This window comes from Mesorhizobium sp. WSM4832 (genome assembly GCF_055811115.1).
In genome coordinates this window covers 262,247-284,917 of record NZ_JBVVQH010000002.1, presented here as the reverse complement: position 1 = coordinate 284,917, position 22,671 = coordinate 262,247, and the positions used below count along the sequence as shown (strand labels likewise).

At 63.1% G+C, this 22,671-nt stretch carries 20 protein-coding genes; 15 read left to right on the top strand and 5 right to left on the bottom strand.

Features of this window, described 5'->3' with window-relative positions; genetic code table 11:
* Positions 1-53: 53 nt before the first annotated feature.
* From AC0L2L_RS04400 to AC0L2L_RS04330, 15 genes are all read left to right on the top strand, one after another.
* Complete coding sequence (locus AC0L2L_RS04400; RefSeq protein ID WP_473576431.1) at positions 54-878, top strand: N-formylglutamate amidohydrolase; 825 nt, start codon at positions 54-56, stop codon at positions 876-878.
* Positions 879-898: 20 nt separating this feature from the next.
* Positions 899-2,428, top strand: a complete 1,530-nt coding sequence (locus AC0L2L_RS04395; RefSeq protein WP_473576430.1) for an amino acid permease — start codon at positions 899-901, stop codon at positions 2,426-2,428.
* Between the two features lie 209 nt (positions 2,429-2,637).
* On the top strand, positions 2,638-4,194 hold the full coding sequence (locus AC0L2L_RS04390; RefSeq protein ID WP_473576429.1) for an amino acid permease: 1,557 nt from the start codon (positions 2,638-2,640) through the stop codon (positions 4,192-4,194).
* 86 nt (positions 4,195-4,280) lie between these two features.
* Positions 4,281-5,651: a glutamine synthetase family protein gene (locus AC0L2L_RS04385; RefSeq protein WP_473576427.1), complete on the top strand. Its 1,371-nt coding sequence runs from the start codon at positions 4,281-4,283 to the stop codon at positions 5,649-5,651.
* Positions 5,652-5,724: 73 nt separating this feature from the next.
* Entirely contained in the window at positions 5,725-6,225 is a 501-nt protein-coding gene (locus AC0L2L_RS04380; protein ID WP_473576426.1) for a DUF7662 domain-containing protein, read from the top strand.
* Positions 6,215-6,634 (top strand): type II toxin-antitoxin system VapC family toxin, encoded by a 420-nt coding sequence (locus AC0L2L_RS04375; RefSeq protein WP_473576425.1) that lies wholly within the window; start codon positions 6,215-6,217, stop codon positions 6,632-6,634. The genes AC0L2L_RS04380 and AC0L2L_RS04375 overlap by 11 nt, the downstream gene beginning before the upstream one ends.
* A 15-nt stretch (positions 6,635-6,649) precedes the next feature.
* Positions 6,650-8,035, top strand: coding sequence for an aldehyde dehydrogenase family protein (locus AC0L2L_RS04370; protein ID WP_473576424.1), 1,386 nt, complete (start codon positions 6,650-6,652; stop codon positions 8,033-8,035).
* Positions 8,036-8,055: 20 nt separating this feature from the next.
* A complete protein-coding gene (locus AC0L2L_RS04365; protein ID WP_473576423.1) occupies positions 8,056-9,228 on the top strand; it encodes an iron-containing alcohol dehydrogenase in 1,173 nt (390 codons plus the stop codon).
* Positions 9,229-9,474: 246 nt separating this feature from the next.
* Positions 9,475-10,581, top strand: a complete 1,107-nt coding sequence (locus AC0L2L_RS04360) for an ABC transporter substrate-binding protein (protein ID WP_473576422.1) — start codon at positions 9,475-9,477, stop codon at positions 10,579-10,581.
* 64 nt (positions 10,582-10,645) lie between these two features.
* Positions 10,646-11,563 carry an ABC transporter permease gene (locus AC0L2L_RS04355; RefSeq protein ID WP_473576421.1) on the top strand — a complete coding sequence of 306 codons (918 nt, stop codon included), beginning with the start codon at positions 10,646-10,648 and terminating at the stop codon, positions 11,561-11,563.
* Complete coding sequence (locus tag AC0L2L_RS04350; protein WP_473576419.1) at positions 11,560-12,351, top strand: ABC transporter permease; 792 nt, start codon at positions 11,560-11,562, stop codon at positions 12,349-12,351. The genes AC0L2L_RS04355 and AC0L2L_RS04350 overlap by 4 nt, the downstream gene beginning before the upstream one ends.
* A 16-nt stretch (positions 12,352-12,367) precedes the next feature.
* Complete coding sequence (locus AC0L2L_RS04345) at positions 12,368-13,432, top strand: ABC transporter ATP-binding protein (RefSeq protein WP_473576418.1); 1,065 nt, start codon at positions 12,368-12,370, stop codon at positions 13,430-13,432.
* Between the two features lie 138 nt (positions 13,433-13,570).
* The gene (locus tag AC0L2L_RS04340) at positions 13,571-15,124 is read left to right on the top strand and encodes a cation:proton antiporter (protein WP_473576417.1); all 1,554 of its coding nucleotides are present in this window, start codon (positions 13,571-13,573) and stop codon (positions 15,122-15,124) included.
* Between the two features lie 211 nt (positions 15,125-15,335).
* Complete coding sequence (locus AC0L2L_RS04335; protein WP_473576415.1) at positions 15,336-16,253, top strand: endonuclease/exonuclease/phosphatase family protein; 918 nt, start codon at positions 15,336-15,338, stop codon at positions 16,251-16,253.
* A 7-nt stretch (positions 16,254-16,260) separates the two neighbouring features.
* On the top strand, positions 16,261-17,106 hold the full coding sequence (locus tag AC0L2L_RS04330) for an EamA family transporter (protein ID WP_473576413.1): 846 nt from the start codon (positions 16,261-16,263) through the stop codon (positions 17,104-17,106).
* On the opposite strand, the gene AC0L2L_RS04325 is transcribed toward AC0L2L_RS04330, so the two are convergent.
* The 5 genes from AC0L2L_RS04325 to AC0L2L_RS04305 form a co-directional block, all read right to left on the bottom strand.
* Entirely contained in the window at positions 17,093-18,328 is a 1,236-nt protein-coding gene (locus tag AC0L2L_RS04325; RefSeq protein ID WP_473576412.1) for an MFS transporter, read from the bottom strand. The genes AC0L2L_RS04330 and AC0L2L_RS04325 overlap by 14 nt on opposite strands.
* Positions 18,329-18,420: 92 nt before the next feature.
* Complete coding sequence (locus AC0L2L_RS04320) at positions 18,421-18,738, bottom strand: Dabb family protein (RefSeq protein WP_473576411.1); 318 nt, start codon at positions 18,736-18,738, stop codon at positions 18,421-18,423.
* Between the two features lie 10 nt (positions 18,739-18,748).
* Positions 18,749-20,377 carry a GMC family oxidoreductase gene (locus AC0L2L_RS04315; protein ID WP_473576410.1) on the bottom strand — a complete coding sequence of 543 codons (1,629 nt, stop codon included), beginning with the start codon at positions 20,375-20,377 and terminating at the stop codon, positions 18,749-18,751.
* Positions 20,378-20,389: 12 nt separating this feature from the next.
* Positions 20,390-21,151, bottom strand: a complete 762-nt coding sequence (locus AC0L2L_RS04310) for a 3-ketoacyl-ACP reductase (protein WP_473576409.1) — start codon at positions 21,149-21,151, stop codon at positions 20,390-20,392.
* Positions 21,148-22,665: an FAD-dependent oxidoreductase gene (locus tag AC0L2L_RS04305; RefSeq protein ID WP_473576408.1), complete on the bottom strand. Its 1,518-nt coding sequence runs from the start codon at positions 22,663-22,665 to the stop codon at positions 21,148-21,150. The genes AC0L2L_RS04310 and AC0L2L_RS04305 overlap by 4 nt, the downstream gene beginning before the upstream one ends.
* Between the last annotated feature and the right edge of the window lie 6 nt (positions 22,666-22,671).

Below are 22,671 nucleotides of genomic sequence, written 5' to 3'. Positions count from 1 at the left end.
CAATGAGACAAAATACGTAACATACGATACAGCGCTTCCCAGGGGACGGCAGTATGGAGAAAGCACGGCTCGCCAGCCTTGCACCGTCTGAGACCGTGAGGGTGACCAACCCCGGCGGCTCGAGCCCCTTCGTCTTCACCTGCGACCACGCTTCCAACGTCCTTCCCGCCGAATTCGGAACGCTCGGCCTGCCGGCCGCGGACCTTTCCCGTCACATCGCCTGGGACCCGGGTGCGCTGCCTGTCGCCACCCGCATGGCCGAGGCGCTCGACGCCACCTTGATCGAGACCCGCCTGTCGCGGCTCGTCATCGATTGCAACCGGCCGCTCGACGCGCCTGACCTCATATTGAGTGTCAGCGTCAGCGAGAAAACTGTCGTTCCAGCGAACCAGGGACTCTCCGCAGACGAGCGGGAGGCGCGTGTCGCGCTCGCATGGCGCCCGTTCCATGACACGATCGAGAAGACCATCGAGGATCGGTTGGCGGCGGGGCGAGAGACGCGACTGGTGTCGATCCATTCCTTCACCCCGGTCTTCAAGGGAAAGAACCGGCCCTGGCATATCGGCATCATCCATGATGACGACCGCAGACTGGCAGCGCCGCTGATTGCCGCGCTGAAACGGCTTGCCGGCATCACAGTCGGCGTCAATGAACCCTATTCGCCGGCCGACCGCGTCTATTTCACGCTGGAGCGGCATGCGCGTTCGCGCGGCCTTGCCTGCGCGATGATCGAAATCCGCAACGATGAAATCTCCGGCGAGACCGGGCAGCGGAGATGGGCGGATCTGCTCACCGGCATTTTTTCGAATCTGGAGCCCGAGGAGGTCAAGGGCTCTCGAACCAGCGCAGTCGGAAAGTCAGTACAAACGGCCAGCTAAGAACCAAAGGGGACTTCGAAATGACAACGGACAATCCAGAGGACGTCAAAGTCCTTCACAGTATGGGCTATGCCCAGGAATTGGCTCGCCGCATGAGCGGCTTCTCCAACTTTGCCATCTCCTTCTCGATCATTTGCATTCTGGCCGGCGGCATCACGTCGTTCCCGCTGGCCATGGGCACCGGCAGCGGGTTCGAGGCGACCGTCGGCTGGGTCGTCGGCGGTGTTTTCGCCCTTGTGGTCGCCGCTTCGCTGGGCCAGATCGGCTCGGCCTATCCCACCGCCGGCGGCCTCTACCACTGGTCCTCTATTCTTGGCGGGCGCGGCTGGGGTTGGGCAACAGCCTGGATCAATCTGCTCGGCCTGATCTTCGTCGTCGCTTCGGTGAATGTCGGCGTCTACCTGCTGTTTCAGGGGCTCGTCGCGGGTCCGATCCTCGGTTTGGACACATCGACCTGGGGCTTCTGGCAGCAGACCGGTGCAGTCGTCATCATCACGGTCACCCAGGGCCTGTTCAATCATCTCGGTATCAAGACCACGACAAGGTTGACCGACTTTTCCGGCTACCTCATCCTCGTTGTTGCGGTGGTGCTGACGCTGACCTTCCTGATCTGGGGCGCGCATGGCTTCGATCTTGCCCGGCTGACGACTTTCGTCAACACGACCGGCGATCCCGGCGGCGGCTATGTTCCGACGGCCCGCACCGCGCTCGTGGCCTTCCTGATCGGCCTGCTCTACCCGCTCTATACGATCACCGGCTTTGACGCCTCGGCTCATACCGCCGAGGAAACGCACAATGCCCGCGTCGCGGTGCCCAGGGGCATGATCCACGCTGTCCTATGGTCTCTCGTCTTCGGTTTCGTCATGGCGGTCTCCTTCGTGCTGGCGAGCCCCGATCTGGTGGCGACCGCCAAGGACGGCGGCAATGCCTGGTTCAACCTGTTCAACAATCTGCCGGCGCCGACCTGGCTCAAGGATCTGCTCGGCATCTGCATCGTGCTGGCGAATTACCTATGCGCGCTGGCCGGGCTCACATCGACCTCGCGCATGATCTTCGCCTTTTCGCGTGACGGAGGCCTGCCGGGGTCGTCTTTGTGGAAGCAGGTTTCGCCGACCTGGCGCACGCCCGTCCCGGCCATCTGGCTCGGCGTCGTGCTCTCGATCGCCGCGACACTGTACTCGCCGGCCTTTGCCGCCCTGGCAGCCGGCTGTGCGTTGTTCCTTTATGTGTCCTATGCGATGCCGGTGGCGGCAGGCCTGCTTGCGGAAGGCAAGAGCTGGACCGAATTCGGTCCGTTCCGCCTCGGCATCTGGTCCAAGCCGTTCGCCGTCATCACCGTGCTTGGTGTGCTGGTGCTGATGTATGCCGGCATCCAACCGCCCTTCGACATCCTCATCAACTATGCGATCGGCCTGATCATCCTGCTCGCCGTTTTGTGGTTCGGCATCGAATCCCGCCGCTTCAAGGGTCCGCCGATCGGCGCCGATATCGCTCGTCGTCAGGCGGAGATCGCAGCGGCGGAACAGGCCGTTGGCCAGATTGCGAGCTGACGGCAGATGTAAAATCGCCTGATCGGCTCAGGCCGATCGGGCATCCTGTCGACAGTCAATTTCGGCGTTGAAGGTTGTTACGGAATGGCCGGGAATTTCTCGTTCGATCAATTGAAAAATGAGGTCTGGGGCGGCGAGATTGATACAGTGCTGGCCTGTATGGTCGACATGCGGGATCGGCCGGCCAAGAACCATAGGGGAATTTCAACATGACGACACCGGACTATAGCGACGTTGACAAAGCGGAGGACATCAAGGTCCTCCACAGCATGGGCTACGCCCAGGAACTGGAGCGGCGCCTCAGCCGCTTCTCGAACTTCGCGGTCTCCTTCTCCATCATTTGCATCCTGTCCGGCGGCATCAACTCGCTGGCGCAGGCGACGTCGGGCGCCGGCGGCATCGGCATCGGCATCGGCTGGCTGGTCGGCTGTTTCGTGTCGCTCACATTCGCGGTCGCGATGTCGCAGATCAGCTCGGCCTATCCGACAGCCGGCGGCCTCTATCACTGGGGCTCGATCCTCGGCAACCGCGGCACCGGCTGGGTGACGGCCTGGCTCAATCTGCTTGGCCTGATCACCGTGCTCGGCGCAATCAATGTCGGCACCTGGACGTTCTTCCTCGGCGCCTTCGGGCCGACGCTCGGGATCGAGGGCACGCTGACAAACCAGATGATCTTCCTGATCGTCATCACCGGCGCCCAGGCGCTGATCAACCATCTCGGCATCAAGCTGACGGCGAAGCTGACCGACTTCTCGGGCTATCTCATCTTCTTCGGCTCGATCCTGATCGCCATCGTCTGCCTGCTCTCGGCCGAAACCTGGGATTTCAGCCGTCTCTTCACCTTCCATAACTATTCGGGCGATGCCGGCGCAGGCGTCTGGCCATCGGTGTCGAACGCATGGGTGTTCGCGCTCGGCCTACTGCTGCCGATCTATACGATCACCGGCTATGACGCCTCGGCTCATACGTCGGAAGAAACCATCAAGGCGGCCTCTTCCGTACCGCGCGCGATGGTCATGTCGGTCATCTGGTCGGCGCTGTTCGGCTATCTGTTCCTGGCCGCCTTCGTGCTGATGATCCCGAACATGGACGATGCCGCCAAGCAGGGCTGGAACGTGTTCTTCTGGGCCTTCGACCAGCGTGTCAGCCCCGGCGTCAAGGAGTTCGTCTACCTCGTCGTGTTCCTGGCGCAGCTGCTCTGTGGTCTCGCCACCGTCACCTCGGCCTCGCGCATGATCTTCGCCTTCTCGCGCGACGGCGGCCTGCCGGGCTCGTCGGCGCTTTCCAAGGTCAGCCCGACCTACCGCACGCCGGTGGCGGCGATCTGGACGGCGTCGATCCTGTCGGTGCTGTTCGTCTGGGGCTCGTCGGTGGTTTCGGTCGCCGGCACCTCGGCCTACACGATCGTGGTGTCCTGCACCGTCATCTTCCTATTCCTCTCCTTCATCGTGCCGATCGTGCTCGGCATGGCGGCGTGGGGAACGCCGAAGTGGGACAAGATGGGCCCGTGGAACATGGGACGCGGCATCTTCATGCTGTTCTCGACACTGTCGCTCCTGTCGATGATCCTGATCTTCGTCATCGGCATCCAGCCACCGAACGACTGGGCGCTCTACATCACCGTCGGCTTCTTCATCCTGACGGCGATCGTCTGGTTCGCCTTCGAGCGCAACCGCTTCCAGGGGCCGCCGCTCGGCGACATCATCGCGGCACGCCAGGCAGCGATCAAGGCGGCCGAACAGGCGGTCGGCGAAACCGGCCACTGATACTTCGCTTAACGGCCATGGCCGGCACTCCGCCGGCCATGGCTCTTCTCTCCCTTTCAATCGACAAGCGCTGGAGTGCCAAAGGAATGGCCGGGAATTTTTCGTTCGATCAGTTGAAGAAAGCGGTCTCGAACGGCGAGATCGACACGGTGCTGGCCTGCATCGTCGATATGCAGGGCCGGCTCTCGGGAAAACGCTTCCTGGCTCAGTATTTCGTCGATTCCGCCTATGGCGAGACGCATGGCTGCAACTATCTGCTCGCCTGCGACATCGATATGGAGCCGGTGCCGGGCTACAAGGCGGCGAGCTGGTCGAAGGGCTATGGCGACTTCGTCATGAAGCCCGATCTGTCGACGTTGCGACGTGTTCCATGGCTGGAGAAGACGGCACTCGTGATCTGCGATGTGCTCGACCACCATACACATGACGACCTCGCGCACTCGCCGCGCGCCATCCTGAAGAAGCAGGTCAAGCGCCTGCAGGAGCGCGGCTATATCGGCTATTTCGCTTCCGAGCTCGAATTCTATCTGTTCAGCGAGACCTATGATTCCGCGCGCAAGAAGCACTGGCAGGGGCTCGATAGCGCTTCGCCCTATATCGGCGACTACCAGATCGGCATCACCAGCAAGGAAGAAGGCGTCATGCGCCGGCTTCGCAACGAGATGGAAGCGGCCGGCATTCCGATCGAGAACTCTAAGGGCGAGTGGGGTCCCGGCCAGGAAGAGATCAATGTGCGCTATGCCGAAGCGCTCGACATGGCCGACCGCCACGTCATACTGAAGAACGGGGCCAAGGAAATCGCCCACTCCGAAGGCAAGGCCATCTCCTTCATGGCCAAGTACAATTACGGGCTCGCTGGCAACTCCAGCCACATCCACAATTCGTTGTGGAGCGCCGACGGCAAGACGCCGCTGTTCTTCGACAAGAAGGCTGAGTGGACGCTATCGAGCCTCGGCCAGCAATGGGCGGCCGGCCAGCTCAAATACGCCAAGGAGTTCACCTGGCTCCTGGCGCCCTACGTCAACTCCTACAAGCGCTTCCAGGCCGGCACCTTCGCGCCGACCAAGATCATGTGGAGCGAGGACAACCGCACCGCCGGCTTCCGGCTCTGCGGCGAGGGCACCAAGGGCATCCGCATGGAGTGCCGCATCGGCGGCGCGGACTTGAACCCCTATCTCGCCTTCGCGGCGCTGATCGCCTCGGGTCTCGCCGGCATCGACGAGAAGCTGGAACTGCAGAAGCCGTTCGTCGGCGACGCCTACCAGGCCTCGCGCCTGCCGGAAATCCCGAAGACGCTGCGCGACGCGACCGAGACGCTGACCAAGTCGAAGATGCTGAAGCAGGCATTCGGCGACGATGTGATCGAACATTACGTGCACACCGCCCGCTGGGAGCAGTTCGAATACGACCGCCGCATCACGGATTGGGAACTGCACCGGGGATTCGAGCGGTATTAAAGCTGTAATCTGCGTTTGACTGAACCTAACTAAAGCTGTAATTTCCAGCCTGGTTGAGTTCAGGAGCGTGAAAATGGGAAAGTATTCGCCTTTGCGTTCGTATCTCATGGCTCAAGCCGGTGAGCGGGTACCGATGTCGTTCAGCGACATCGAGAGGCTGCTGGGCGAAAAGCTGCCGGCGTCCAAGCAGTATCCCGCTTGGTGGAGCAACAATCCCAGCAACAATCCGATGACAAAGGAGTGGCTGGCCGCGGGGTTCCAGACGGAGTCGGTCAACATAGCTGGCGAAAATCTGGTCTTTCGGCGCTCTCCGCAAGGAAGTGCTCAAGCCCATCCCAAGCCTGCCGGCGGGCAAACCGGGAAAAGGGGTTCGAGGCGCAGCCAGGGCTTTATGGAGGATAGGGTGGATTTCAAGAATGCTCCGAATATGAGCAGCAAGAGCGAAGAATACATTGTGCCGCCTCGGGGCGCCGATCCGTTGTTTGGATGCATGGCCGGGACACTCACGCTTCTTCCGGACGTCGACTACACCGCCCCTGCGGATCCGGACTGGGGCAAAGTGTATGACGACTGACGGAGTGTTGCTCGACACATGCTTCATGCTGTGGCTTTCGACCGAACAGCCGGTCGCGAGGACGGCGGTCGATAAGGTGACAAGCGCGCGAAAAAATGGCGGCGTGATCGCCGTTTCCGTCATGTCGGCCTGGGAAATCGGAATGCTTGTGTCCAAGGGCCGGCTTCCATTCATCAAGTCGCCGCTCGCCTGGTTCGAAGGGTTCGTGCAAGCCGGCGCAACGAGCGTGGAGGGGATCGACAGCGAGCTTTTGGTGGAGTCCTCGTTCCTGCCAGGTGTCGTTCACAACGATCCGGCGGACCGGATCATCATAGCCACGGCGCGTTCGAGGAACCTGGCAATCATCACCCGCGACCGCGCCATCCTTGCCTATGGCGCGGCCGGCTTCGTCAAAACAGTCCCTTGTTGATTTGGAGACGTCTTCTTGGAAACCGTAAAACTGAAATCCCCCATCGACGGCTCGATCTATGCCGAGCGGCCGGTCGCGACGGACCAGGCGATCAACGCGGCGGTCGAGCGCGCCAAGGCGGCGCAGGAGAAATGGGCCGAGACGCCGGTCGTCGAGCGCGGCAAATACATGCTGGCGATGCTCGAGGCGCTGGTTGCGATGACCGACGAGATCGTGCCTGAAATCGCCTGGCAGATGGGCCGGCCGGTACGCTATGGCGGCGAGTTCGGCGGCGTCAAGGAACGCACCAGCTATATGGTCGAGATCGCTGAAGCTGCGCTGAAGCCGGTCCTGGCCTCAAATCCGAAGGACGGGTTCCGCCGTTATGTGAAGAAGATGCCGCTCGGCGTGGTGCTGGTGATCGCGCCGTGGAACTATCCCTATCTCACTGCCGTCAACACGATCGTGCCGGCGCTGATGGCGGGCAGTGCCGTCATCCTCAAGCATGCCGCGCAGACGCTGCTGGTCGGCGAGCGTTTCAGCCAGGCTTTCGACAAGGCGGGCCTGCCCAAAGGCCTGTTCCAGAACCTGGTCATGAACCACGCCCAGACCGAGAAGCTGCTTGGCTCGGGCAAGATCGACCATGTCAACTTCACCGGCTCGGTCGGCGGCGGGCGCGCCATCGAGAAGGCCGCGGCCGGCACCTTCATGACGCTCGGCCTCGAGCTTGGCGGCAAGGACCCGGCCTATGTGCTGCCCGACGCCAAGATGGACCATGCGGTCGCCAACCTGGTCGACGGTGCCTTCTTCAATTCAGGCCAGTGCTGCTGCGGCATCGAGCGCGTCTATGTGCATGAGAAGGTCTATGACGAGTTCGTCGAGGGTTTTGTCGCCGAGACGAAGAACTATGTCGTCGGCAACCCGCTGGAGCAGGCGACGACGATGGGGCCGATGGCGCAGGCGCGCTTTGCCGACCTGATCCGCGACCAGAAGGCCGAAGCGCTGCGCAAGGGCGCCCGGGCGCATGTCAACATGAAGGTCGAGAACGACAAGGCCGGCTCGCCCTATCTGGCACCGGAAGTGCTCACCGACGTCGACCACCAGATGAGCGTCATGCGCGAGGAAAGTTTTGGCCCGATCGTCGGCATCATGAAGGTGCGCAACGACGAGGAGGCGATCGCGCTGATGAACGACAGTCCCTATGGACTGACGGCCTCGATCTGGACGCGCGACACGGAGCGCGCGATCGCCATCGGCGACCGCGTCGAGACCGGCACTGTGTTCATGAACCGCTGCGACTATCTCGACCCGGCGCTGGTCTGGACCGGCGTCAAGGACACGGGCAAGGGCGCCTCGCTCTCGGCCATCGGCTACGACAATCTGACCAGGCCGAAATCCTATCACCTGCGTGAAGCAATCTGATCTTTTTTCGAAAGCAATCCATGTCCAAGCTCATCTCCAAATGGAACTACCCCACCACCGTCCGCTTCGGCGCCGGGCGCATCAAGGAATTGCCCGAGGTGCTCAATGCCACGAGCATCAAGCGCCCGCTCTTCGTCACCGATCCGGGCCTGGCAAAACTGCCGGTCGTCGCCTCGACGCTGAAGGTCCTCGACGATGCCAAGGTCCCGTACGGCGTCTTCTCGGAGGTGCGGCTGAACCCTGTCGAATCCAACCTGACCGCCGGCGTCGCCGTGTTCAAGAAGGGCAAGCATGACGGCGTCATCGCGTTCGGCGGCGGCTCGGCGCTCGACCTCGGCAAGCTCATCGCCTTCCAGGCCGGGCAGACGCGGCCGGTATGGGACTTCGAGGATGTCGGCGACTGGTGGACCCGGGCCAATTCGGATGCGATCGCGCCGATCATCGCGGTGCCGACCACCGCCGGTACCGGATCGGAAGTCGGTCGCGCCGGCGTCATCACCAATGAGGAGACCCACACCAAGAAGGTCATCTTCCACCCCAAGCTTCTGCCGGCAATCGTCATCGCCGATCCGGAACTGTCGGTCGGCATGCCCGGCTTCATCACCGCCGGCACCGGCATGGATGCCCTTGCGCATTGTCTGGAAGCCTATTGCGCGCCGGGCTATCATCCGATGGCCGACGGCATCGCGGTGGAGGGCATCCGGCTGGTGTTCGAGAACCTGCCGAAGGCCTTTGCCAATGGCAAGGATCTGGTCGCCCGCGCCCACATGATGAGCGCGGCGGCCATGGGCGCAACCGCGTTCCAGAAGGGGTTGGGGGCCATCCATTCGTTGTCGCATCCGATCGGCGCGCTCTACGACACCCATCACGGCATGACCAATGCGGTGTTCATGCCCTATGTGCTGGCCTTCAACCGGGGCAGCATCGAGGAGCGCATCGCGCGGCTCGCCGCCTATTGCGGCATCAAAGGCGGCTTCGATGGTTTCGCCAAGGCCATTATCAAGCTGCGCAAGGAGCTCAAGGTTCCGCATGCGCTGCCCGGACTGATCAAGGGCCTCGACATGGACAAGAAGCGCAAGGCGCTGATCGCCGACATGGCGGTGGTTGACCCGACGGCGGGCGGCAACCCGGTCAAGCTCACCAAGAAGGCGGCGCTGACGCTGCTCGAAAACGCCATCGCCGGCGAGGTATGAAAGCCGGCTTGCAATGCCGAACAGTTGAACAAGGGGATGTGCAAAGGAGAGGGAGAGCGGGCAAAAATCAAAGCAAATAACCATTAGCCGGAAAATTAAGCGCGGGCTAATTGCTACAGTCCGTTAAAAAGAGTTAACTTTTTTCGCCGCGGGGCTCCGGTTTCAAAAAGCCTTCATCTGGCTGTCACACGAAAACGATACCCGCATCGCAGGCGCCTAGCGGTGCCAGTTCAACGGAGAGAACACATGTTCAAGTTCACGGGGAAAGTGCTTTCCCTCTCGGCCGCGGCGCTCTTTGCGTCGACGGTGATTTCGTCCGCGGATTCGATGGACGATCTCGTCAAGGCCGCGAAGGCTGAAGGCCAGCTCACCACCATCGCGCTTCCGCATGACTGGTGCGGCTACGGGGCAGTGATCGACGCTTTCAAGGCTAAGTATCCGGAAATCAAGATCAACGAACTCAACCCGGATGCCGGCTCGGGCGACGAGGTCGAGGCGATCAAGGCCAACAAGGACAACAAGGGCCCGCAGGCGCCCGACGTCATCGACGTCGGTCTGTCGTTCGGCCCGACCGCTAAGGCCGACGGCCTGCTGATGCCTTACAAGGTGTCGACCTGGGATTCGATCCCGGACAGCGCCAAGGATGCCGACGGCGCCTGGTATGGCGACTATTACGGCGTGCTGTCGTTCATGGTGAACAAGGACCTGATCAAGGAATCGCCGGCCGACTGGGCAGACCTCCTGAAGCCGGAATTCGCCAACTCGGTCGCGCTCGCCGGTGACCCCCGCGCATCGAACCAAGCCATCCAGGCCGTTTATGCCTCCGGACTGTCGTCGGGCGCCGCCGCCGGTGAAGCCGCCGGCACCGCCGGCCTCGACTTCTTCAAGAAGCTGAACGCCGCCGGCAACTTCGTTCCGGTCGTCGGCAAGCCGGCGACGCTAGCCCAGGGCCAGACGCCGATCCTGATCAACTGGGACTACAACGCGCTTGCCGGCCGCGACACGCTCAAGGGCAACCCGCCCGTCGACGTGATCGTGCCGAAGACCGGGGTTGTCGCCGGTGTCTATGTGCAGGCGATCAGCGCCTTCGCGCCGCATCCGAATGCCGCGAAGCTGTGGATGGAATACCTCTACTCCGACGAAGGCCAGGTAGGCTGGCTGAAGGGCTACTGCCACCCGATCCGCTTCAACGATCTCGCCAAGAACGGCAAGATTCCGGCGGACGTTCTGGCCAAGCTGCCGCCGGCTGAATCCTACGCCGCGGCGGCGTTCCCGACGCTCGACGAGCAGGGCAAGGCCAAGGAAGCCATCAGCAAGAACTGGGACGCCACCGTCGGCGCCAACGTCAAGTAAGATTTGAAATCCACCGGGCGGCCACCTGGCCGCCCGGCTTTCCCTCGAAGACGGTGCCGGGCGCATGACCGATCTATCGCTTTCAAATCAGTCAGTTGCCACCAAGCCCGCGCCGCCGAACGAGGCGACTGCTTTCCGCCTGCCGACGCAATGGGTCGGCGTGGCGCCGTTCTTCGTCTTCACCCTGATGTTCCTGATCATGCCGACGCTCTATCTCGTCATCGGCGCGTTTCAGACCGGGGAAGGCAGGTTCACGCTCGACAACGTCCTGCAATTGGTGAGCGATCCTTCGATCAGCAATTCCTATTGGGTTTCGATCAAGATTAGCTTCTGGTCGGCCATCGTCGGCGCGTTTGCCGGACTGGCCATCGCTATCGCCATCGTGCGTGGCGGCCTGCCCGGTTGGGTGCGATCCGCAACCCTGACCTTCTCCGGCGTCGCCTCGAATTTTGCCGGCTTGCCGCTCGCCTTCGCCTTCATCGCAACGCTCGGCCGCGTCGGTATCGTGACGGTGCTGCTGCGCGACATATTCAACCTGAACATCTACGCGTTGGGGTTCAATTTCCTGACCACGTGGGGCCTGATCGTGGTCTATCTCTTCTTCCAGATCCCGCTGATGGTGGTCATCATCGTGCCGGCGATCGATGGCTTGAAGAAGGAATGGAACGAGGCGGCCGCCACGCTTGGCGCTACCCAGTGGCAATACTGGCGCATGGTGGTGATACCGGTTCTGTTCCCGAGCTTCCTCGGCACCGTCATCCTTTTGTTCGCCAATGCCTTCGGCGCCATCGCGACGGCCTATGCGTTCGCCGGCCCGCAGTTGAACATCGTCCCGATCAAGCTCTATTCACAGATCAATGGCGACGTGCTGCATAACCCGCAGCTCGGCTATGCCATCGCTTTCGGCATGATCGTCATCACCGGATTGGCGAATGTCTTCTACATCTGGTTCCGGACCCGTTCCGAGAGGTGGCTGAAATGAAGTCGGGCAAATTCTGGGCCTGGGTCGTCTTCGGTATCGGCACGGCCTACTTCTTCATCCCGCTGCTGGCGACCTTCGAGTTTTCGCTGCGCATGCGGCGCGGCGTCCACTCCTTCGATGCCTATCAGGTCGTGCTCGGCGACCCGCGCTTCCAGGCAACGTTCCTCTATTCGGTGGTCGCGGCGATCTTCACGATCATCCTCGGCGTGCTGGTCGTGGTGCCGGCCGCCTATTGGATCCGGCTGCGCTTGCCCCAAATCAGGCCGATCGTCGAGTTCATCACGCTGCTGCCGCTGGTCATCCCGGCGATCGTCATCGTGTTCGGCTATATCCGCATGTACGGGTCGAATTCACCGCTGCCGTTCCTGGCCAGCGATCTCGGCGCCAGCGCCCTGCTGGTGATCGGCTACGCAACACTGGCGCTCCCTTACATGTATCGCGCGGTCGACACGGGCCTTCGCACCATCGACGTGCGCACGCTGACGGAAGCGGCGCAAATCCTCGGCGCCGGCTGGGCTACGATCATCACCCGGGTTATCCTGCCCAATGTGCTGATCGCGGTGCTGTCGGGCGCCTTCCTCACCTTTGCCATCGTCATCGGCGAGTTCACCATGGCCAGCCTGCTCAACCGGCCGGCCTTCGGGCCGTACCTGCAGAATATCGGCGCCAACCGCGCCTATGAGCCGGCGGCGCTTGCCATCATCGCCTTCGCCATTACCTGGGGCTGCATGTCGCTGATCCAGATCCTGTCCCGTTTCGCGCCGAAATCGGCGAACAGACCGAATTGACCTGAGAGAAAAAGCCATGGCCGAGCCATTCCTGTCCATCCAGCATGTGCGAAAGTCCTACGGCGCCACAACGGTGGTGCAGGATTTCAATCTCGACGTCGAACCGGGAGAATTCGTCTCCTTCCTCGGGCCGTCCGGCTGCGGCAAGACGACGGTGCTGCGCATGGTCGCCGGTTTCGAGGAGCCTTCGGCCGGCAAGATCGTGGTCGGCGGCAAGGACATCACCCGGCTGAAGCCCAATCAGCGCAATGTCGGCATGGTGTTCCAGGCCTATGCGCTTTTCCCCAACCTGACCGTCGCGCAGAACATCGCCTTTGGTCTCAAGGTTGCCGGCATGCCCAAGGCCGACGCCGACAGGCGCGTCGCCGAGATGCTCGACATCATCAAGCTGCCGCAGATGGGCGACCGCTATCCCTACCAGCTCTCCGGCGGACAGCAGCAGCGCATCGCGCTGGCCCGCGCCATCGCGCCGAAGCCAAAACTGCTTTTGCTCGATGAACCGCTGTCGGCGCTCGACGCCAAGGTGCGTGTATCGCTGCGCGAGGAAATCCGCTCGATCCAGAAGAAGCTCGGCATCACCACCATCTTCGTGACGCATGACCAGGAGGAAGCGCTGTCGATCTCCGACCGCATCGCTGTCATGTATGGCGGCAAGGCCGAGCAGGTCGGCACCCCGTTCGAGATCTACAACCGGCCGGCAACCAAGTTCGTCGCCAATTTCGTCGGCACGCTCAACGTGCTGGAAGGCAAGGTCACCGACGCCGCCTCGGGCAAGGTGCAGGTCGACACCCAGGAAGTCTCTCTCAAGGGCAAGCTCAACGGCTCGAAGTCCGGCGATACGCTGTCGCTGGCGCTGCGGCCGGAGGCTATCTCGCTCGGACGGCAGCCCGGCCATGACGCCAGCCTGTCGGGCGAGATCGCCGAAGTGCATTTCCTCGGCTCGGTCATCCGCGTGCGCGTCGGCATCGGCGGCAACACGGTGTCGCTCGACACCTTCAACAATCCGACTACGCCGCCGCCAGCCGTCGGCGACAAGGCGGACATCTCGTTCTCGTCGGGCGATATGCTGGTTCTGCACTAGGAAAGAGTGAGTGGTGAATAGTGAATGGGCGCCATCAGGAATCTGAGCACGTAAGGTACTCTCTTCGCTGATTGCCATTGACTATTCACCATTCACTTTTGCAGTGCCAAACGCCTGGTTCCATCGCTACGATGAGCCATGGCGCTGTTCGAAATCACCCTCATCCTGCTTCTCATTGCGGTTGCGCTGACAGCGGTATCGCGATGGCTGGAAGTCCCTTACCCGTCGCTGCTGGCGCTTGCCGGGGTCGGGATTGCCTTCGTGCCCGGCGCACCGACGATCGAGATCGATCCGGAACTGGCGCTTGCGCTGTTCATCGCGCCGGTGCTGCTCGATGCCGCCTACGATACCTCGCTGCGCGACCTGAAGCGCTACCGGCTGTCGCTGGCGCTGCTGGCGCTCGGCGCCGTCATCTTCACCACCGTGGCCGTCGCCTTCGTTGGCTGGAAGATGGCCGGGCTGCCGGTCGCGGCGGCGATAGCGCTCGGCGCCATTGTCGCGCCGCCGGACGCGGTGGCGGCAAGCGCGGTGCTCAACCAGTTCAAAGTGCCGCATCGGCTCACCGCCATTCTACAGGGCGAGAGCCTGCTCAACGACGCCACGGCGCTGTTGATCTACCGGATATCGGTTTCGGCCGCCATCGGCTCGCTCGTGCTGAGCGACGCCGTGCCCGTCATCCTGCTGGCGACGATCGGCAGCGTTGTCGCCGGCTACCTGTTTGGCCGCTTCTCGCTGCTCACCCTTACGCGCATCGAGGATGCGGCAAGCAGCACCGTGGTGCAGTTCGCCGGAACCTTCGCCGTCTGGATCATTGCCGATAAGCTCGGCCTTTCGGCTATCATCACCATCGTCGTCTATGCCATCACCATCGCGCGCACCGGACCGCGCCGCATGTCGGCGAGACGCCGTGTCAGCACCTATTCGGTCTGGGAGTCGGCGGTGTTCGTGCTCAACGTTCTGGCCTTCGTGCTGATGGGCCTTCAGGCCCGGTCGATCGTCGGCCGGCTGTCCGGCGACGGGCAAGGCGAGGCCTTTCTCTTCGCCGCGACGGTGCTGGCCGTCGTCATCGTGGCGCGCCTCGTCTGGGTGGCGAGTTACGTTGCGGTCATCCGATGGTTCGCCCGTTTCGACGGCGAAGACAAAAGGCGGGACGCGCCGACCTTCCGCGGCGCCGTGCTCGTCGGCTGGTGCGGCATGCGCGGGCTGGTGACGCTGGTGGTGGCCATTGCACTGCCGGCCAATTTCCCCGGCCGCGATCCAATCGCGCTTGCCGCCTTCGCGGTCGTTCTCGGCACGCTGGTGCTGCAAGGCATGAGCCTGAAGCCGCTGCTGCGGATACTCAACTTCGATCCGGATACAACGATAGACCGCGAAGTGGCCGAGGCGCGTGTCGCCATCATGCAGGCCGCGCTCGACGTGCTGAGCCGCAAGACGTCGGCCGCGGCCGCCGTCGTGCGCGAGCAATACGAGGCCGAGCGCCGGATCGCGGAAAATCCGGATGACGCGCAGGCAGCGACCGAATACGACCGGCTGCGCCTCTATGCCATCAAGCGGCAGCGCGACACGCTGGAGGAACTGCGCCGCAACGGCACGATCGGCGACGAGGCCTATCACCGGCTGGAAGAGGAGATCGACTGGTCGGAGCTGGCGGCGTCGCCGGCCGGAAGCTATCAGCCGCTCACCACTTATTAGAGTGCGCTGGGTTCGCCGGTCTCCATTGGACTATTCCACTTGCCGCCGCGGTCCATTGCAAGGCAGTGGACCGGGCGCTAGAGCGTTTCACCGTTTCATGGAAACGGCGAACCGCTCTGTCTCTTTGTTTGACGCAATTCCGGACAGAAAACCGCTCACACTTTTCCTGGAATTGCTCTACTGCGATCGTCGGAAGTGAGCCGGTTAATCAATGAAGCTGATCAGCTACAACATCCAGTACGGCTACGGCAGCGACGGGCGCTACGATCTCAGCCGCTGCGCCAGGCTGGTGGAGGGCGCCGACATCATCGCGCTGCAGGAGGTCGAGCGGCATTGGCAGCGCAGCAATGAGGACGACCAGCCCGAGATCCTGTCCAGCCTGCTTCCCGGCTATTACTGGGCCTACGGCCCCGCCTTCGACATGGACGCCAGCGAGAAGCGCGACGGCCGCGTCGTCAACCGCCGCCGGCAGTTCGGCACGATGGTGCTGTCGAAGCTGCCGATCGTCTGGTCGCGCTTGCACACACTGCCGATGCGGCGCACGCTCAGGCCGCTCAACACCCGCAACGCGGCGCTCGAATGCATGATCCGCACACCGGCTGGACCGGTGCGTGTGCTTTCGCTGCACCTGGCGCATATTGCGGCCGAGGAGCGGCTGGAGCAGATCGACTATCTCAATGCCGAACATCGACGCGCGCGGTTCGAGGGCGGTCCCTGGAGCGGCGTCGACGACGAACCGCAGCGCAACTGGTCGGATGGCCAGCCGGAGCCGGAAAGCCCGCTGGCGGCGATCTGGCTCGGCGACTTCAACATGGAGCCGGGCAGCGCCGAATACCGGTGTATCGTCGGCAGCGCGCCCTACCATCGCGGCGCTGCCTATTTAGACGGGTTCGTCGACGCCGCCGCTGTTGCCAGCGAGCCAGTCGCGGACTTCCACACGCACGAAAAGATCATCGACGGCAGGCTGGCCAAACGCCGGCTCGACCATTGCTTCGTCGGCGGCATGCTGGCCGGACGGGTGCGTTCGGTAGCAGCCGACATCGGCCAGATCGCGTCCGACCATTTTCCGCTCAGGGTCGACATCGATCTGGAAACGCCGGGCATCGCTCCGGGGCCGACGGGCAGGTGAACCGGACATGACGCCGTTCGTCTTCCTCGCGGTGCTCTCGGCGGCCGCCATGCACGCGATCTGGAACGCGCTGGTCAAGGTCCATCTCGACCGCTTCCTGTCGATCACGCTGATGACGCTCGGGATGGGGTTTGCGGCGCTGCTGGCGCTGCCTTTCGTGGAAGTGCCGAAAGCGGAGGTGTGGCCGTTCATTCTCGCCTCGGTGATCTTCCATATGGGCTACCGGACGTTCCTGATCGGCGCCTACAAGGCCGGCGACTTCGCGCAGACCTATCCGCTGGCGCGGGGTACCGCGCCATTGCTCTCGGCGATGGGAGCCATCGTCATGCTCGGCGAGGTTCCGGCGCCGCTCGCCATCGTCGGCATCGTGCTTCTGTCGGCGGGCACGCTGGTGATGTCGTTTCGCGGCGGCGTCCATCTCGAACGTTTCAATCTTCGCGCGGTCGGCTTCGCGCTCGGCACCTCGATCTTCATCGCCAGCTATACGCTATCCGACGGCAGCGGTGCGCGATTGGCTGCCACGGCAACGAGCTATGCCGCGTGGCTGTTCGTCTGCGACGCAGCGTGGGCGCTGGTGCTGTGCGTCGTCTTTCGTGGGCCGCAGTCGTTGCCGGTGCTGGCGCGCGACTGGAAGGCAGGGCTTTTCACCGGCGTGCTCAGCGGCGCGGCCTACTGGATCGTGATGTGGGCGATGACCAAGGCGCCGATCGCCTCGGTCGCGTCGCTGCGCGAGACCTCGATCCTGTTCGCCATGCTGATCTCGGTGCTGGCGCTGGGCGAGAAGATGACGGCCTGGCGCGCGGCCGCCGCGCTCGGCATCGTCGCCGGCGTCGTCGCACTCAGACTCGGCTGACGTCGCGATCGAGCACCGTCATCACTTGCCCACGCCGTTCCGGGCTAAAACGGATGACGACGATGATGCAGACCGCGACCACGCCCGCGAACAACGCCAGCGCATAGCCATAGCTGCCTCCGGGTGCTTCGGCTATGCCGGCCTGATACGGACCGCCATACGACGCCGCGAGGTTGCCGGCCTGGTAGATGAAACCCGGCAGCGTCGCGCGCACGGAGCCCGGAGAAAGCTCGTTGAGATGCACCGGGATGATGCCCCAGGCACCCTGGACCGCCACCTGCATGACGAAGGCGCCGAGCGCCAGCATGAAGGGCGTCGTCGTATAGGCCCAGAGCGGAATTGCCGGTAAGGCGATCAGGCATGCGATCGTGATAGCGTTGATACGGCCGATCTTTTCCGACAACGCGCCGAACGCCAGTCCGCCGACGATGGCGCCGATATTGGCGACGATGGTTATCCAGCTCACCGTGTGCGGGTCGAAGCCATGCTGCTTCTTCAGGAAGGTCGGGTAGAGGTCCTGGGTGCCGTGGCTGAAGAAGTTGAAGAACATCATCAGCACCGCGGCATAGAGCGCGATGCGCCAGTGCCTCCGTAACGTTTCAAGAAGGCCCGGACGCGCCTGCGTCCGGCCTTCGGCGAAGGCGGGCGATTCCGGCACATGCGAGCGGATGAAAAGCACGATCAGCGCCGGCGCGAAGCTCAAGAGGAACATGGCGCGCCAGCCGAAGGTGAAGTCGCCGATCTTCTGGCCGTAGAGCAGCCCGTAGACCACCGCCGCCAGCAGATAGCCCGCCGGATAACCGCATTGCAGGATGCCCGAGACCATGCCGCGGGCGCGGGGCGGGATGGACTCCATGGCGAGCGAGCTGCCCAAACCCCACTCACCGCCCATGGCGATGCCGAACAGGGCGCGCAGCGCCAGGAATATGCCGAGATTGGGCGAGAAGGCGGCTAAAGCTCCGATCACTGAATAGCTGACGATGTTGAGCATCAGGATGGGCTTGCGGCCATATTTGTCGGCAAGCATGCCGAAGAAGAACGCGCCGATGAAGCGCGTCGCCAATGTCAGGAACAGTGCTTTGGAGACCGCCGGAACATCGGTCTGGAATTCAGTGGCAATATCGGTGAGCAGGAATGTCAGAAGGAAGAAATCAAACGCATCGAGCGTCCAGCCCAGGAAAGATGCAGTTACAGTTTTCTTCTGCTCGGTGGTGAGGTTCAAGGCGATCCTCCTTTGGCATCCCCCAAGGAGCGATATGTTCCACGGCGGGCAAAAGAGAACGGGACAGCAGCCGGTTTTAAGCCGGCGAGCGGTCACATTTGCGTCACCTCAAGATCGATGACCATCAGCCCGTCGGTGCCGCCTTCAAGTGCCGCAACCAGACGGGCGCCGGCGCGCTGATGCGCTTCGTGCACGAGATAGGCGTCACGGGCAGAGGCATCGCGGAAATCGATTGTGAAGCCATGCGTGAGGCCGCGTGCGAACGGCTCCGGACTGACATTGGCGCTGAACTGCACCTTCCCCATGCCGTCGATGACTGTGCGCAGCGCTTCGAGGTCGGCATGGATCGCCGCACGCTCGGTTGCAGGTATGTCGTCGCGAAAGCGGACAAAGACGCAATGCCGGATCATCGTTGATGCCTCATGCCGCCTGGTTGCCTTTGAACACGGCCGGCGGCAGCGGCTCGCGGCCGAGGATGAGGTCGGCGCCTTTTTCGCCAACCATGATGGTCGGCGCATTGGTGTTGGAGGAGGGCACGCGGGGCATCACCGAGGCGTCGCAGACGCGTAGGCCTTCGATGCCGCGCAGCCTCAAATCCGGCGTCACCACAGCCATCGCGTCATGGCCCATGCGGCAGGTGCCGACCGGGTGATGATCGGTCTTGGCGGTGCGGCAGGCATAGTCGAACAACTCGTCGTCGGTGGCGAGCGAAGGGCCTGGCAGCACCTCGCGCAGCACGTAGGGGGCAAGCGCCTTCTGCCGCATGATCTCGCGCGCCAACCGCAGGCCCTTGATCGACATGTCGCGGTCATACGGGTCGGACCAGTAGTTCGGATCGATCAGCGGATGGTCGGCGGGATCGGCGCTTTTCAGCCGCACCGTGCCGCGCGAGCGCGGGCGCAGGAAAGCGGAGTTCAACGTCACGCCGGGGTTATTCAGCTTCTCGACGCCGGCCTCGATGCCGGAGCCGAGGCCGAGATGGAACTGGATGTCGGGCGAGGCGGCGGTCGGGTCGGCGTACCAGAAGCCACCGGTCTCGAAGAGGCTGGAAGCAACCGGCCCTTTCTTCAACAGCAGATACTGCAGACCCGCCCATAGCGTACGGTGCAGCTTGGCGTAGTTGTCGTAAGTATGGTCGCCGGTGCATTCGGCAATGACGAACAAATCGAGATGATCCTGCATGTTGGAGCCGACGCCGGGCAGGTCATGCACCGGCGTGACGCCAACCGACCTCAGATGGTCGGCTGGACCGATGCCCGACTGCATCAGGAGCTTCGGCGAGCCTATGGCGCCGGACGAGACAATCACCTCGCGCTCGGCGCGCAGGAGCGTCTTCTCACCACCCGGCCGTTCGACGATCTCGACGCCGACGGCGCGGCCCTTCTCGACGACGACGCGTGTCACCAGAACGTCGGTCCTCACCGTCAGGTTCTTGCGGTCGCGGATCGGCTTCAGATAGGCGACGGACGCGGACGAGCGCCGCGCGTCTTTCTGGGTGAGCTGGTAGTAGCCGACGCCTTCTTGGGCAGCGCCGTTGAAATCCGGGTTGAACGGGATGCCCATCTCCTGGCCGGCGCGGAAATAGGCCTCGCAGATCGGCAGCGGCGAGATCGGGTTGGAAACGCCGAGCGGGCCCTGGTCGCCGTGATAGTCGTTGGCGAAGCGCTGGTTGTTTTCGGCGCGCTTGAAATAGGGCAGCACGTCGCGGTAACTCCAGCCGGCGAGACCCTCTTCCTTTTCCCAGGCGTCGTAGTCGCGCGCGTTGCCGCGCGTGTAGATCTGCGCGTTGATCGACGAGCCGCCGCCGACCACCTTGGCCTGCGTGTACCAGAAGACACGGTCCTTCATGTGCTTCTGCGGCACGGTCGACCAGCCCCAGGAGGCGATGCCCTTGGTCATCTTGGCGAAACCCGCCGGCATGTGGATCAGCGGGTGCCAGTCCTTGCCGCCGGCTTCAAGCAGCAGCACCGAATTCGCCGGATCCTCGCTCAGCCGGTTGGCGAGAACGCAGCCGGCCGGACCGGCGCCAACGATGATGTAGTCAGCCATGGTTCCACCTACTCATAGGCGAGGCACGGAAAGCGCGCCGTCGACATCGATGACCGATCCGGTCGAAAAGCCGAATTTGCCAGACGCGAGCGCGGCCACGACGCCGCCGATATCACCGGCCTCGCCCCAGCGCTTGGCGGGCACCAGGCCACCGTCGATCAACGCGTCGTATTTGGCGGAGACACCGGCGGTCATGTCGGTGCGGATGATGCCCGGCCGCACCTCGAAGACACCGATATTTTCCGCTGCTAGCCGCAGCGCCAGGTTCTTGACCCACATCGAAAGCCCGGCTTTGGAGATGCAGTAGTCTGCGCGCTCCGGCGAGGCCATGGCGGCGCTGACGGACGTGATGGTGATGATCGACCTGGCCGAGCCTGCTGGCGCGCCGAGCATCGCCTTGGCAACCGCCTGGCTGAGGAACATCGTGCCGCGCAGGTTGATGCCTAGCGTGCGGTCGAAATTCTCCGGTTTCAGCTCCAACAGGTCGCCGCGCACCACGGCGCCGACGCCGGCGTTGTTGACCAGGCAATCGATGTGGCCGAAGGCGTGCAGGGCTGCTTCGACAAGCGTCGTGTGATCAGAAAGATTGGCAATATCGCAGCGACGGTAGGCGAATGCCGCACCACGCATCGTGATGTTCTCTACAAGACGTTTGGTGGGGTCCTGGGCAAGGTCCGCGACGAGGATGTCGAAGCCGGCGTCAGCCAGCGCTTCAGCACAGGCGAGCCCGATGCCGCGCGCGCCGCCGGTGACGATGGCCGCCGGGCGGGTCATGCGGCGAGATCCGTCTTGCGGATATGATCAGCCACCCGCAACGCTTGCGCTGCGATCGACAGTGCCGGATTAACCGCCGCCGATGTCGGCAGGAACCCGCCATCGACGACGAACAAGTTCCGGTGGTCATAGGCGCGGCAGAATGGATCGAGCGGCGAGGTGGCTGGATCGTTGCCCATCTTCACGGTGCCACACTGATGTGACGGCGTGCGCTTGTCGAAGGGGCGCGAGAGCACGATCGGATAGCCGCAGGCGCGGAAATTCTCGCGCATCACCTTGGTCAGGCCGTCCAGCGACTGCATGTTGGAGCGCCGCCATTGCATGACGATCTCCTTGCCATCGACCAAGATGCGGCTTTCAGGATCGGGCAGGTCCTCGCACATCAGATACCAGTCGATGGCGTGACCGGCTATGAAATCGAGCGCGAATTTCGGCAACCGCTTCACATTGGCCTTGAGCATGTTGCCATCGATCTTGCCGAGCAGTTGCACATTGCCGAGCGGTTTGCCGCCCTTGCCGTCCGACAGGTAGTAATCGTTGAGCATCAGCGTCTTCTGGTAAACGCTATCGTTGCGACGGCGCGGGTCGATCGCCAGCATGGCGCTCGAATTGTGGTTCATGAAATTGCGACCGACCTGGTCGGAGCTGTTGGCAAGGCCCTTGCCCACCTTTTTGCCATCATGGGCCGAAGGCGAACGCAGCAGGATGGCGGCCGAGTTGACCGCGCCGGCCGAGAGGATGACGAGTTTCGGCGACAGCGTTTTTTGCGCGCCATTCTGCGTATAGTGGATGGCGGTAATCGTCTTGCCGTCCGGCGCGGTTTCAAGCCAGTCGACATGGGCACCGGTCTCGAGCCGGATGTTGTTGTCAGTAAGCGCCGTGGCCAGCGGTCCGGTCTGAGCATCGATCTTGCCCTGGCCGGTGTTGGGGAACGCGTCCCAACCGGTCTTGCCGTCCTTCAACCAGGCCTCGATATCGACGCCGAGCGGCAGCGACGCCGGATGCAGGCCAAGGCTCTTCAGTTCGGCGCGGGCGCGAGCGATCGGCGGCTCGTCCGGCACCGGTCCAAAAGCATAGGGGATCGAGTGGAACGGCTCGGTCGGGTCCTCGCCAAGCATGCCGCGCACGCGAAACAGCTGCTCGGCCTTCGAGTACCATGGCTCGAATTCGTCATAGGAAAACGGCCAGGCCGGCGAGACGCCGCCGAAATGCTCGAGCTCGGAAAAATCCTCCTTGCGGTAGCGGATCAGGACCGCGCCGAAGAACTTCGAATTGCCGCCGACATAGTAGTAGTTGCCGGGATTGAAGGCCGGGCCGCCGGCCTCGCGCCACATCTCCTTCGGCCGGTAATGCTCGTCGACGAAGATCGACCGCGTCGAGCGCGCATGCGGCGTTGCCGGCAATGGCTCGCCGCGCTCCAGGATCAGAATCGAGGCGCCGCTGCCGGCCAAGCCGGAAGCAATCGTGGCGCCGCCGATGCCGGAGCCGATGATGACGATATCCGGGTTTGCCATAGCTTT